Annotated in this window: 11 protein-coding genes and 1 riboswitch; of the genes, 10 read left to right on the forward strand and 1 reads right to left on the reverse strand. The window is 51.5% G+C overall.

Annotated features, from left to right (window positions below; all coding sequences use genetic code 11):
• Positions 1–33 precede the first annotated feature (33 nt).
• From cbiB to PIL01S_RS15490, 9 genes are all read left to right on the forward strand, one after another.
• Positions 34–1,014, forward strand: coding sequence for an adenosylcobinamide-phosphate synthase CbiB (cbiB, locus tag PIL01S_RS15450; RefSeq protein WP_127538305.1), 981 nt, complete (start codon positions 34–36; stop codon positions 1,012–1,014).
• Entirely contained in the window at positions 1,005–1,652 is a 648-nt protein-coding gene (locus PIL01S_RS15455) for a histidine phosphatase family protein (protein ID WP_127538246.1), read from the forward strand. The genes cbiB and PIL01S_RS15455 overlap by 10 nt, the downstream gene beginning before the upstream one ends.
• A 171-nt stretch (positions 1,653–1,823) precedes the next feature.
• Positions 1,824–1,952: riboswitch (cobalamin riboswitch) on the forward strand.
• Between the two features lie 409 nt (positions 1,953–2,361).
• Positions 2,362–3,363: an ABC transporter substrate-binding protein gene (locus PIL01S_RS15460; RefSeq protein ID WP_371859963.1), complete on the forward strand. Its 1,002-nt coding sequence runs from the start codon at positions 2,362–2,364 to the stop codon at positions 3,361–3,363.
• Positions 3,360–4,406: a FecCD family ABC transporter permease gene (locus PIL01S_RS15465; RefSeq protein WP_095360590.1), complete on the forward strand. Its 1,047-nt coding sequence runs from the start codon at positions 3,360–3,362 to the stop codon at positions 4,404–4,406. The genes PIL01S_RS15460 and PIL01S_RS15465 overlap by 4 nt, the downstream gene beginning before the upstream one ends.
• Positions 4,403–5,236 carry an ABC transporter ATP-binding protein gene (locus PIL01S_RS15470; RefSeq protein WP_246058298.1) on the forward strand — a complete coding sequence of 278 codons (834 nt, stop codon included), beginning with the start codon at positions 4,403–4,405 and terminating at the stop codon, positions 5,234–5,236. The genes PIL01S_RS15465 and PIL01S_RS15470 overlap by 4 nt, the downstream gene beginning before the upstream one ends.
• Before the next feature lie 48 nt (positions 5,237–5,284).
• On the forward strand, positions 5,285–6,412 hold the full coding sequence (gene cobT, locus PIL01S_RS15475; protein WP_127538248.1) for a nicotinate-nucleotide--dimethylbenzimidazole phosphoribosyltransferase: 1,128 nt from the start codon (positions 5,285–5,287) through the stop codon (positions 6,410–6,412).
• A complete protein-coding gene (cobU, locus tag PIL01S_RS15480; RefSeq protein ID WP_127538249.1) occupies positions 6,409–6,969 on the forward strand; it encodes a bifunctional adenosylcobinamide kinase/adenosylcobinamide-phosphate guanylyltransferase in 561 nt (186 codons plus the stop codon). The genes cobT and cobU overlap by 4 nt, the downstream gene beginning before the upstream one ends.
• Positions 6,966–7,952, forward strand: coding sequence for an adenosylcobinamide-GDP ribazoletransferase (gene cobS, locus PIL01S_RS15485; protein WP_281280801.1), 987 nt, complete (start codon positions 6,966–6,968; stop codon positions 7,950–7,952). Before cobU ends, cobS begins: the two co-directional genes overlap by 4 nt.
• 94 nt (positions 7,953–8,046) lie before the next feature.
• A complete protein-coding gene (locus PIL01S_RS15490) occupies positions 8,047–9,609 on the forward strand; it encodes a cobyric acid synthase (RefSeq protein ID WP_127538308.1) in 1,563 nt (520 codons plus the stop codon).
• A 176-nt stretch (positions 9,610–9,785) separates the two neighbouring features.
• On the opposite strand, the gene PIL01S_RS15495 is transcribed toward PIL01S_RS15490, so the two are convergent.
• Positions 9,786–11,486: a methyl-accepting chemotaxis protein gene (locus PIL01S_RS15495; protein ID WP_127538250.1), complete on the reverse strand. Its 1,701-nt coding sequence runs from the start codon at positions 11,484–11,486 to the stop codon at positions 9,786–9,788.
• Positions 11,487–11,821: 335 nt separating this feature from the next.
• On the opposite strand from PIL01S_RS15495, the gene PIL01S_RS15500 reads away from it, so the two are divergent.
• Entirely contained in the window at positions 11,822–13,219 is a 1,398-nt protein-coding gene (locus tag PIL01S_RS15500) for an L-cystine transporter (protein ID WP_127538251.1), read from the forward strand.
• Positions 13,220–13,307 lie beyond the last annotated feature (88 nt).

The raw sequence follows: 13,307 nt of genomic DNA on the forward strand, positions 1-13,307 counted from the left end.
AGTAAGTGGGCGGACTGGCCCATCTGGGCAGGAATGACAGGGGCATGGATTATTTTAGCAGCATACATACTGGATCGCCTCATTGGAGATCCACGCTGGATCCCCCACCCGGTGATCGGCATGGGCAAAGGAATTTCTGCACTGGAGCGGACCATCAGAAAACGAGTGAGCAGCGATCAGGGGCTTAAACGGGCAGGGCTGCTTTTTCCGATAGTCATTGCGGGTGGTTCATTGGTGCTTACTTGGGGAGTGTTGTACATCCTTGGACTTGTTCACCCGGTGATTGCCGTTATCGCTGAAGTGGTACTGATTGCCACCACCATTGCTTCCAAAGGACTGAAGGATGCAGGCATGGAAGTGTATCGTCATCTGAGAGAGAGGGATTGGCCTGCGGCTAGACGTTCACTGGGCATGATCGTGGGGCGGGATACAGCGCATCTGGATGAACCGGAAGTGGTAAGGGGAACCGTGGAGACTGTAGCCGAAAACATCGTGGATGCCATCGTTTCCCCGCTGTTCTATGCCCTGATTGGCGGTGCCCCGCTTGCGATGGCCTATCGGGCCGTCAATACGCTGGATTCCATGGTTGGTTATAAAAATGAAAAATATTTGCATCTCGGCTGGGCCTCTGCTCGTCTCGATGATTGGGCGAACTGGATTCCGGCGCGGCTTACCGCCTTGCTGCTCATTACGGGTGCATGGTTCATGAGATTGAGCGCAAAAGGTGCTGCACGCATGGTTCGCCGGGATGCCAGATTGCACCCCAGCCCGAACAGCGGATTCCCGGAGTCGGCCGTTGCAGGAGCGCTGGGTATCAGGCTTGGCGGGCATAACGTCTACCATGGCGTGGCTTCTTTTCGAGCCTATATGGGCGATCAGACACGGCTGATGGAAGCAGAGGATATCGTGCGGACCACGCGTTTGATGTTCTGGTCGGCGGGAGCTTTTGTGCTGTTATGCTGGTTGGTAACGTTCGGCATTTGGACAGCAGGAGGTGCGTTGTTATGGAAGTAGAATCCGGGAAGCGTGGAACTGGAACGCGGGAGATCGTGTTTATCCGTCATGGGACAACTTCTTGGAATGTGGAAAAGAGATACCTCGGACATACCGATATCGGTCTCCTGCCGGATGCAGAGCGGGAACTGGCGCCGCTTCGCCAGTCCATTCGCGGGATCACATGGGATGCGCTGTATTGCAGTGATCTGCTGCGCTGCCGGCAGACCGTGGAACGAATTGCTCCGGTACAAGCAGGACAAGTACAGTATGATCCGCGCTTGCGTGAGATTGATTTTGGGCAATGGGAAGGGATGACTTACAATGAGCTCAAGGACAATCCGCTCTACCGGAATTGGATTGATGCACCGCAGGATGTGACGCCACCGGGCGGCGAGCCTTGGCAGGCATTTGCTGCGAGGATCGACTCCTTCGTGAAGGAGTGCCTTGTGTCCGGTTCGTCAGAGGAACATTCCGAAGAAAATCATGTTCCTGCGATTGCCGTAGTTACCCATGGCGGTGTCATTCGGTATGCTATGTCACGTCTCATACCGGAACTGGGATTCTGGGATACACAGGTCATTCCGGGGCAAGCAATTAAGGTTCGGCTTGAAAAAAGCGGAAATAGCTGGGTTTCAAGCAGGGTGTCTTTTCCGTGAATCGGGTTGTAAGGATGTGCAATATAACCTATAATCACAACAGAAGTGTGACTTCAGCATGAATACATATCTCGTTATGCGCTTAAGCGCTGATGGATAGGGCATGCTCACTTGAATGGTTACAATATCAGCGACCACGGGTCCCTTGTGCGAGCAAGAAGAGCTCATCGAGTTAATCAAACGATGAACGGCACAATGGGTGAAATAGGGAAGCCGGTGTGAATCCGGCACGGTCCCGCCACTGTAAATCAGGACGAGCAGTCCTGTAAGTCAGGTTACCTGCCCTGGACGTACAAACCGGTGTTCCTTCGAGGAAAGGACAGCGTTTCGGGCAATTCTATGTGCATGAACAGCGGGTACGCTGTAGATGTGCAGATCGCCATATGCGAGACGTCATCCCTGATCCTGACGTAAGGATCGGGGATTTTTTTGTTCATATAGGATGAACCTGTAAGCTTTACACTAGACCACTACGATTGCAGTACCATCTTCCGATCGCTGTTATCCCCAGATTTCTTTGATCCCCTTATCAAAAGGGGAAATCTGGTGATAAATGCGAACACTTCGTTTCTTCAGATCGGTTCTGCACTCTCCGTTAACGTGTAAACGCTGCAGTTCAAACCTTATATAGGAACACCAAAGTATGGGGAGTAGGAGTTTGAGCATGTTGCAAGAAATAGTACAAATAGAGAAGGGGAGAATGAACAGAATGAACATCAAGAATTGGAAAGGCATGGCGTCCCTGCTGACAGCAGCGATGCTTACACTGGCTTTGGCCGGATGTGGAAACACAACAACGAGCGAGGGAACAGGTACGTCTACGCAGCAGCCGGCACAGGAGCAATCCCAAGGCCAGGAGCAGACGGATCTCAAAACACAATATCCACTTATGGTAACTGATGCGACAGGTGAATCCTTCACGTTTGAGAAAGCGCCTGCCAAAATCGTATCCGTGTCTCCGGCAGAAACCGAGTCATTGTTCGCCCTTGGACTGGACGAGCAGATCGTAGGGGTATCCGACTATGATGATTATCCGGAAGCTGCAACAACCAAACCGAAAATGGGCGGTGTGTCGAAGCCCAATGAAGAATCAATCATCGCAGCTGAAGCAGACATCGTATTTACAGGGATCTCCATGAGCGAAGAAGCTGTGACCAAGCTGCGCGAACTGGGTATCACCATTTTCAAAACGGATCCAAAATCGATAGACGATGTCATGAACAACATCGAAACGTTCGGAAAAATCACGGATCATCAGGAGCAGGCACAGGAGCTCATCACGAAAATGAAACAGGACGTGGCGGACGTAACCGAAGCGGTTAAGGCTGTGAAGTCGGAAGATCAGAAAAAGGTATATGTTGAATTCTCCCCGGGTTGGACTGTGGGTAAAGGTGAATTCATGGATGAACTGATCACCGTAGCCGGTGGAATCAACGTTGCTTCCGACCTCGTGGGCTGGAATGAAATTAACGAAGAGAATATTATTGCTTCCAATCCGGATGTCATTCTGTACGCCAATGATGTTATTGATGAGAACTCCAAAACACTGGATCAGATCATCAAAGAGCGCAGCGGCTGGGATCAAATTACGGCGGTGAAAAACGATGCAGTCATTGGCCTGGATGCCAACCTGCTGAGCCGTCCGGGCCCACGTGTAACGGAAGGTTTGAAAGCTGTTGCCAAAGCGATCTATCCTGACCTGTTCCAATGAGTAAAAAGCTGGCAGTGTACGGAACAGCCGGAATTCTGCTGCTTGTGCTGACTGTGCTGATCTGTACGGGCATCGGTTCAGTGGCTCTGCCTGTCCGTGACATTGCAGGCATTCTGCTTCATCACATGCCATGGATCGGAGACTGGATCACGCCCGACTGGAGTACGGCAGCCGAGCAAATTATATGGAAGGTCAGGTTCCCGCGGGTGCTGCTTGCTGTACTCGTGGGTGCATCGCTGGCCATCGCCGGAGCGGGCTTCCAGGGGGTTCTTCGTAACCCGCTGGCAGATCCGTTTACGCTTGGCGTATCGTCTGGCGCATCGGTGGGCGCTGCTTTTCTGATCTTCTTCGGATTGCAGTATGCACTGATCGGAATCTGGACCTTGCCGCTCGTTGCGTTTCTGACGGGCGTGCTCACATTATGGTTTGTACTCGCCCTGGCTCGTGAAGGGCGCAAAATACCGACACACAGCCTGATTCTGGCTGGCGTGGTGATGCAAAGTTTTCTGGGAGCGGTGGTCTCCTTCCTGTCGACCATGTCGAAACAGACGATTAACGAAATTATATACTGGACGATGGGAAGTCTGGCTCTGCGTGGGTGGTCGTATACGGCCATCCTTTTCCCGTATTTTATACTGGGTCTGATTTTCCTCTGGAGCCGTGCCCGTTCCTTGAATGTTCTTGCACTGGGGGAACGGCAGGCTGCACATATCGGTGTCCAGGTGGATGGGTTGAAGCTATCCGTCCTTGCCGTAGGAACACTGCTCACCGCCGGGGCCGTCTCGGTTTCGGGTGTCATTGGATTCGTAGGTCTTGTCATCCCGCACATTCTTCGGCTGATCGTTGGGCCTGATTATCGTTTGCTGGTTCCTTTGTCCGCGATTGGCGGGGCCATCTTCATGGTATGGGCCGATACGATTGCACGCTCCCTGCTGGCCCCGACCGAAATTCCGCTTGGTGTGGTGACGGCCTTTGTCGGGGCACCTTTCTTCGCGTATCTGCTGCATCGGAATAAAAAGCTGCGAAAAGGGGTGATGCCATGAGTACAAGTATGAGTACAAACATGGGTACAAGCGTTACCCCAAACGATCCGCTGATTGAAGTTGCGGGGGCAGGCAAAATGTATGGAGAGCACCGGGCACTGCATAACGTGGACTGGCGTGTCACAGAAGGCGAATGGTGGGGTGTCGTCGGTCCAAACGGAAGCGGAAAATCAACGCTGCTCCAGCTCATTGCAGGAACCGAACAGCCTGGCGCAGGCAGCATTCGGATTGCAGGGCGGGAGATTACCTCATACACTCGCAAAGACCTGTCCCGCATGATTGCGGTATTGCAGCAAGATGGCCTGCCTGCCATCTCGTATCCTGTCCGGGATGTGGTGGAGATGGGACGTTATCCTTATCAGAATTGGTTAGGCAGGGAATCGGCGGATGGAGCGGCCGTGGTGGACCGGGTACTGGAAGAACTGGGTCTAACCGAAATGGCCGACAGGCCGCTCGATGCACTCAGTGGAGGGCAGAGGCAGCGGGTTGCGCTCGCCAAAGTCATGGCCCAGGAGCCCAAATTATTACTGCTGGATGAGCCAACCACCTTTCTTGATATCCGATATCAATTGCAATTCATGGAGCTACTATCTTCCTGGCGGCAAAAAAACAAGATTACCATTGTCGCTGTGCTGCACGATCTGAACCTCGCTGCGCAATTCTGCGATCAGATTCTCGCTCTGCGCGAGGGCATGTGCGTAAGCAGTGGAACACCACATTCGCTGATGACGGAAGAGAACATTCGGGATATCTTCCGGGTGAACCCGGCCATGGTGAATCATCCCGATACTGGATTGCCGCAATTGTTGCTGCGGCGAGAACACGAGTGAACGAAAAGCGGGGCGACCCTATATTTTGATGAAGGAAGTGCTGGCGGTATGAATAATGAACAGACGTTGGAACAGTTAATCGATCGGATCGTGGGTCCTAATGAAGAAGTGGCGGCAGAAGCCTCGGCACATGTGGATTCATTAACGAAACCGCCCGGCAGTCTGGGCAAACTGGAACAGCTGGTTATTCGACTTGCGGGGATAACCGGCGAGGCTCGGCCTTGTCTGGATCGCAGGGCCGTCATTGTTATGGCTGCCGATCACGGCGTCGTTGCCGAAGGAATCAGTGCGTTCCCGGCAGAGGTAACGCCGCAGATGGTTCATAATTTTCTGGCAGGAGGAGCGGCCGTCAACGTTCTGGCGCGTCATGCAGGGGCAGATGTCATCTGTGTGGACATTGGCGTGAATGCCGATCTGGAACACCCGGACCTGGTCTCCCGCAAAGTACGCAAAGGTACAGCCAACATGGCGCAGGGCCCAGCCATGAGCCGTGATGAAGCGATCCAGGCGATTCTTGTCGGAGCCGAGGTTGTGGCTGCTGAAGTCGCCAAGGGAACTCAATTATTTGTCACCGGTGAAATGGGTATCGGAAATACTACAGCGAGTGCCGCAGTCATGTGTGCTTTAACCGGAACAGCACCCGCATCTGCGGTTGGTCGGGGAACAGGGATGGATGACGCAGGTTTACAGCGCAAAGCTGCTGTAGTCAGCCGGGCGCTTAGTGTGAATGCACCGGATGCAGACGATGCCCTGGATGTGCTTGGCAAAGTGGGCGGATTGGAAATTGCCGGACTGACAGGTGTCATCCTCGCAGCGGCAGCTCATGGCTGTCCTGTTGTGGTGGATGGGTTTATCTCCACTGCAGCGGCACTGATTGCGAGACAGCTTGCCCCGGTCAGTGTGGAATATATGATTGCTTCGCATACATCGCATGAAAGTGGACATGCTGCGCTTCTGCACGAACTTGCCCTCAAACCGATGCTGGATCTGGACATGCGGCTGGGTGAGGGAACAGGTGGTGTGCTCAGTCTTCATCTAATCGATGCGGCTTGCCGTATTCTGAATGAGATGGCCACATTTGCAAGCGCTGGTGTATCGGGAAGCTCGAATGAGAATGAGCGCGCGGATGAGTCATCGACAGCTGCTTCGCCAGTTCGGGGAGAGGTATCTCCATGAGCGTACTTGTAACGGGCGGGGCAAGGAGCGGCAAAAGCTCCTTCGCCGAGCGTCTCTGCATGCAGCGTTCCTCCGAGGCCTGGTATGTCGCAACCGCACAGGCGTATGATGACGAGATGCGTGAACGGATACGTCTGCATCAGAATCAGCGGGATGAAGTTGGGTACCTGTGGCATACCGTGGAGGAACCCTTGGCATTGCCAGAACTCATCACAAAAATGGGAGAATCGCATACAGGAACGTCAGCTCCGACCATTTTGGTGGATTGCCTGACGCTCTGGTTGACCAACGTCCTGCTTACCCATGAGCAAGAGCCTGAGCAGGTTGTTCTGGATCATATGAATGCGCTGGTAACCGCTATCGAGTCCTATCCCGGGCTGCTAGTCCTGGTTACGAATGAAGTGGGGGACGGCATCGTACCGGAGTATGCGCTTGGCAGAAGATATCGGGATTTGGCGGGCATATTAAATCAGCGGGTCGCTGCCATCTGCCGCGAAGTATTTCTGGTAACGGTAGGGATTGCTATGGAGCTGAAGAGCAAGGAGTATCGCTTATGAGCCATGACGGTAACAACATCCAGCATAATGGTGAGGAAATGACCAGTGAAGACCACCTGAATCAGGTAAACGAGGGGCCGGCTCAGGGTGCGGAGTATGTAAACAGACTGGATCAAAAACATGCGGCTGCGGCCGCTTTTCAATTTTTGTCCCGTTTCCCCGTGAAAATGCAGATTGACTTCGTTCCGCCACTGCTGCGGGAAAGCGTAGTGTATTATCCGCTGGTCGGTGCGGCCATTGGTTTAAGTGTCTGGATTGGTGGCGCGCTTACAGGTGCACTGCTGCCATCGTTCCCAGCGGCTGTATTGACCCTGACCCTTTGGGTATGGCTTACGGGGGGACTCCATCTGGATGGCTGGATGGACACAGCGGATGGCCTGCTCAGCTATCGTACCCGTGAGCGAATGCTGGAAATTATGAAAGACAGCCGCGTTGGAGCCATGGGCGTGATTGCCTGCGTACTGCTGCTCATGATGAAAGCAGCCTTAATTGCTGATTTTATCGCACATGGAAACTGGCTGTATGGAGCGCTGCTGATTCTGCCCATGATCTGGAGCCGCTGGTTCATGGTGTATGCCATTTCGGCTTGGCCGAATGCCAGGGGAGACGATGGACTTGCTGTCCTGTTCAAGGGCCTTGGGGAACGGAAGGAAGTCCAGAGGGCACGAAGCGCTGCGGTTGGACTAACCATCCTGGCGGCTGTCATTACACTTGCCGCGGTGTGGATCTTTCAGCCTGGCAGCAGCATGGTAGAAATGCTGGCGATGGATAGGGGCCTTGGGACATTACCTTGGTGGCTATATCCTATTGCAGCTGCCATTTTGGTACCACTGGCGGCATATCTTATCGGCAAGTTCGTTGCCGGACGCATCAGTGAGAGGTTAGGCGGACTTACTGGAGATACATATGGTGCGATGAATGAGCTGCTGGAAGCCGCTCTGTTGACGGTGTTAAGTCTGCTGCAGGGATTATTTTTGATATAGGGAACGAACGGAAATGAGTAATGTGGAGCATAACGCGGAGAGCTGAGGTGATTGGAACGTGCAGAATACCCCTGTAGGACAAGCGGCGGTATTGATGCTGCAAGGTACGGCATCGGATGTGGGGAAGAGTGTTATTACAACGGCATTATGCCGGATATTCAAGCAGGATGGCTTCAGACCGGCCCCGTTTAAATCACAAAACATGGCGCTCAACTCCTATGTAACCGAAGATGGCAAGGAGATTGGCAGAGCCCAGGGAGCGCAGGCAGAAGCTTGCGGTATTGAAGCAACAACGGATATGAACCCGATATTGATCAAGCCCGTGCGGGATATGCACTCGCAGATCGTGGTGCACGGTGTACCTTTTGCCCAGATGAGTGCTTCGGATTATCGTCAGCATTTCCTGCCGGAAGCGAAGCAGACAGTCATGGATGCGCTGAATCGGCTGCGCGAAACCTATGATATTGTACTGATGGAAGGCGCAGGCAGTCCGGCCGAGATTAACTTGAAGGATCGGGACATTGTCAATATGAATCTGGCAGGCTGGGCGGATTCGCCAGTCATTCTGATCTCGGACATTGATCGCGGAGGCGTGTTTGCTTCCATTGTAGGTACACTTGAGCTGTTGGAGCCGCATGAGGTCCAGCGTGTAAAAGGATTTATCATTAACAAATTCCGGGGGGATCTGTCCCTGCTGCAGCCTGGACTCGACTGGCTCGAAGAGCGGACGGGCATTCCGGTATTGGGCGTACTGCCTTACATAAGAGATATACAGATTGAAGCTGAGGATTCCGTGGTGCTGGACTCCATGCGTCATGGCAAATCAGGGGAACGGGAGCTGGATCTTGCCGTTATTCGTTACCCGCGCATTTCCAACTTTACGGACTTTGACTCGCTGTCCCGTGAACCGGATGTCAATGTACGATATGTGACTTCCCCGGAAGAACTGGGCCAGCCGGATGCCATTTTGCTTCCTGGTACGAAGGATACGATTGGTGATCTGGCATTCCTGAGAGAATCGGGTCTCGAGCAAGCTATCGCGAGTCGGACTGAACGTGATCACGTACAGCTTGTGGGCATATGCGGTGGATATCAGATGCTGGGCCAGCATTTAAAAGATCCGTTTGCAGTGGAAGCGAATCAGATTCAGGAGGCACGGGGTCTGGGATGGCTACCGCTGTCGACCACTTTTCTGGAACATAAACAGACCGTTAGAGCTTCAGGGCGTGTGCTGCAGCGGCATCCGATTCGTCTATATGGGGATCAAGATTCAGTTGATTCCATGCCTGTGAATGGGTACGAGATTCATATGGGCGTGACCGAGTGCCATGATGCGAAGCAAGTGAGTGCGCTGTTTGAGATTGCTCATCCAGGTGGTCAGCCTTTTCAGGAAGGCTGGGGGAGCCCGGATGGCAAAGTATGGGGAACGTACTTGCATGGTTTGTTTGAAAGTGACCAGTTCCGCCGCTCCTGGCTTAATGGCCTTCGGCAAGGGAAAGGACTCACTCCGCTTCAGGAAACCTATAGTGCTCATGAACGCAAGGAGATGGAGTTCGACCGGGTAGCGGAATCTCTGCGCTCAGCCCTGGACATGAAACGTGTATACGAAATTATGGGAATCCAGTACCGAGATCCCGCTTCAAACGTTAAGGATTGAATAGCAAGCTGATGTATGATCAGCAATTTATAACCTATTCATAAAAAACACCCCCATGTGTATTGGCAGTACCCGGAAACGGGCTGCTGTTACGCATGGGGGTATTTGCGTGTCTGTGGTTTAATTGTGGTTCACGTAAGGGAATGATGGTTTAATGTTATACCTGGATTGTTATTTTAGTTAATTTTGAATTTCTTCATCGCAGACTGAAGTTCCATGGCCTGTTCATGCAGATGACGAACCGTACCCGAGTGGGAATCCATCTCACTGAGCTGATGCTCGGCGGTAGAAGCAATCTGCTGCATGCTCTCGCGTGATCTGGATGTAATCTGTGCTGTCTCTTCAACGGATGCACTAACTTCCTCTGCGCCTGCGGAGACTTCCTCTGTGGAAGCAGAGACGGTCTGGATGGTCAGGTTGACGTTCTGGATCAGTTCGTTCAGCTGCTGGAAGGCCGTTCCCGCTTGTTGAACGACATGGGTTCCAGACCCGATTTCCTGGGTTACCCGGTTCATGGCACTCACCGAACGTTCCGCATCCTCGCGAATGGTTCCGAGATAATCGGCGATTTCCTCCGTGGCTGTTTTGGACTGTTCCGCCAGCTTGCGGACTTCACCTGCTACGACAGCGAATCCCCGGCCATGCTCTCCGGCACGTGCTGCTTCAATGGAAGCATTAAGGGATAACATGTTGATCTGTTTCGTAATTTCAAAAATGGATGTAACAATCGTGCCGATCGCTACGGAACGTTCATTCATCGTCTCCACGTAACGCAGTGACTCGTTTGCCGTCTGGCCGACACGTTCCATTTGCTGCACAGCATCCTGTGCGAGACGGTTACCGTTGACGGCTTCATTTGCAGCTTCACCAATCTGCTCCGATACTTCAGCAGCAGAAGAGGCGATATGCATGATGCCCTGCGTAATTTCTTCCATGGCTCTCGCATTCTCGGCAGCGCTTGAAGCAATGGTCACACTGCCTTTTTCGGCATCTTCCGCAGAGCGGCTGGATTTTTTGACCATACCGGACATGGACTCCACCCGTCTTAACAGGTCATCGGAGCCCTGAACCACTTCATTGGAGGTAGACAGTGCACGGCTGATCATTTCCTTCAAATTGTGGGTCATCGTTTGGAAGCTTGCGGCGAGCTGAGCAATTTCATCTTTGCCCTTGATTTGCAGCTGGGCGGTAAGGTCACCTTGGGAAATTTGTTTGCTGTGTTGTACGAGCTGAATGATTGGTTTGGTTACTCTTTTGATCATGCTGGCTGAGATCAGCCAACCGAGCACGAAGACGAGTGCTGTGATACCCAGGCATAACCAGAAGATCTGAACGTTTTTATCCTGAATGAACTGGGCATCCATACTTACTGCCATGATCATATTGCTGCCCGCAATCGGAATAAAGGCTGCTTTATGTACGCCGAAGGAATCGGAATAAACGTCACTGATAACCATTTCTTTGCTTTCTACTGCCGTATTCATCGCGGATTGCACGCTGATTTCATCTCCGGCTTTCATTTCTGAGGCTGCGTTAGCAATGACAACCGATGCTTTGCCTTCCTGGATGGATACAACGTAGGATGCATCTAAGTTATGTTCTTTTGCTTTTTCAGCTAGATAGGATTCAACCGTCAGAGCGGCACCTTCAGAACCCGCACCGCCACTCTGCACCTGCAAAATCTTGGAGGAGGAGACGTTCTTATATATATCCTGGATGGACGTGTTCAGGACCTTGTCGAACTGTGGAAGCACATAGCTCTGCATAATATTCATGGATACAGCATAGAAACTGATACTAAACAACAGGGAAGCGACCAGTAGAACGAGGAACAGCGTGCCTCTAATTTTGCCGGCAACCGTACGATTACGAAACATAGGATCATCCTTTCACGTCATGTTCATTAACATTTGTCGCTTTTCCGTATCGTAAGACTATATACCAACGAAAAAAGGCCTAATTTTCACGTTGAGAAAACTTGGGAATAAGCGGATATACCTATATTACAAAATTAACCGGGGGTTGAATAGAAGAATTTTCATTAAACGGTGAATTTTTTTCAGAAATTCTTGAATGTATTACATGCATATTACATAATATCAATTAATACCTACCAGAATAGTTTGATATATGATATATTGTTCAATGTCGCATAAAGCGAATAGAAAAAAACCGTTCAATCGGTATGCACATTCTGAGGAGGATTTACAAGATGGATACTTTTCTAGTCATTCTGAACGTAGTGATTATGCTCGTTCTTCTAGGCGTCCTGTATTGGATGCAAAAGAAACATATTTCCTTTACCAAGCGTGTATTCGCGGGTTTGGGAATCGGGGTTGTGTATGGCGTCATTCTTCAACTGATATACTCGTCTAATTCTGACATTGTTACCAAGTCTGTTGACTGGTTTAATCTTGTCGGTTCAGGATATGTTAAATTGCTGCAGATGGTCGTGATTCCTCTCATCATGGTTTCCATTATTTCGGCCATCATGAATTTGAAAGGCAAGCAAAACCTCGGCAAAATGAGCTTCTCGATCATTGCGATTCTGCTCATTACGACGGCTATTGCGGCAAGTGTAAGTATCGTAACAAGTCTGAGCTTCAACCTGACTTCCATTGAAATTGAAGGCGGGGACAGAGAGCTCGCGCAGGGGCAGAAGATGGAGGAACGTCTTGTTGATGTACAGGATCAAACGATTCCGCAGCAGGTTCTGGAATTCATTCCTTCCAATCCATTTGCAGATATGACCGGTGAACGCCGCACATCTACTCTTGCTGTTGTTATCTTCTCGGCATTTATCGGTGTGGCAGTACTTGGACTGGATCGCAAGAAACCACAGCAGGCGGAAACGTTCCGAGGCATGGTGAATGCGGTATATGCTGTAGTCATGCGGATCGTAACGCTGGTGCTCAGGCTGACTCCATACGGGATTCTAGCGCTCATTACGAAAGTAACGGCCACCACGAATCCGGATGAAATCCTGAAACTCATCAAATTCGTCATTGCTTCCTACGTTGCCTTGATTGTGATGTTTATCATCCACCTGATTATTATCGCGCTGTTCGGCTTCAATCCGTTGACGTATGTGAAAAAGGTTCTGCCAACCCTGGTATTTGCCTTCACATCCCGTTCAAGTGCAGCTGCAATCCCGCTTAACGTGGAGACACAGACGAAGAAATTGGGCGTATCCGAAGGTATTGCGAATCTCTCGGCAAGCTTCGGGGCTACCATTGGTCAAAACGGCTGCGCCGGAATCTATCCGGCCATGCTGGCGGTGATGATTGCTCCTACGGTCGGTATCGACCCGATGAGCTGGGACTTCATCATTACGCTGATCCTGGTTGTCGTGATCAGTTCATTCGGCGTAGCCGGTGTAGGCGGCGGGGCAACCTTCGCTTCCCTGATCGTATTGTCCACGATGAATCTGCCAGTCGCACTCGCAGGCTTGCTGATCTCGGTTGAGCCGCTGATCGACATGGGTCGTACGGCACTGAACGTGAACGATTCAATGACCGCAGGTCTTGTATCCAGTAAAATTCTGAAAGAGAATGATCAGGATACCTTCAATGATCAAAGCCGTGATCTGGATTCCGCTGTTCAAGCTTAATCCGGACTCCATAACTTGGATGGCTTATGCGCAGCAATAAGTCAAAATTAGCCGTTCTACGGGTTACCCGTAGGGCGGCTTTTTTACA

The organism is Paenibacillus illinoisensis NBRC 15959, from assembly GCF_004000925.1.
Lineage (GTDB): Bacteria > Bacillota > Bacilli > Paenibacillales > Paenibacillaceae > Paenibacillus > Paenibacillus illinoisensis.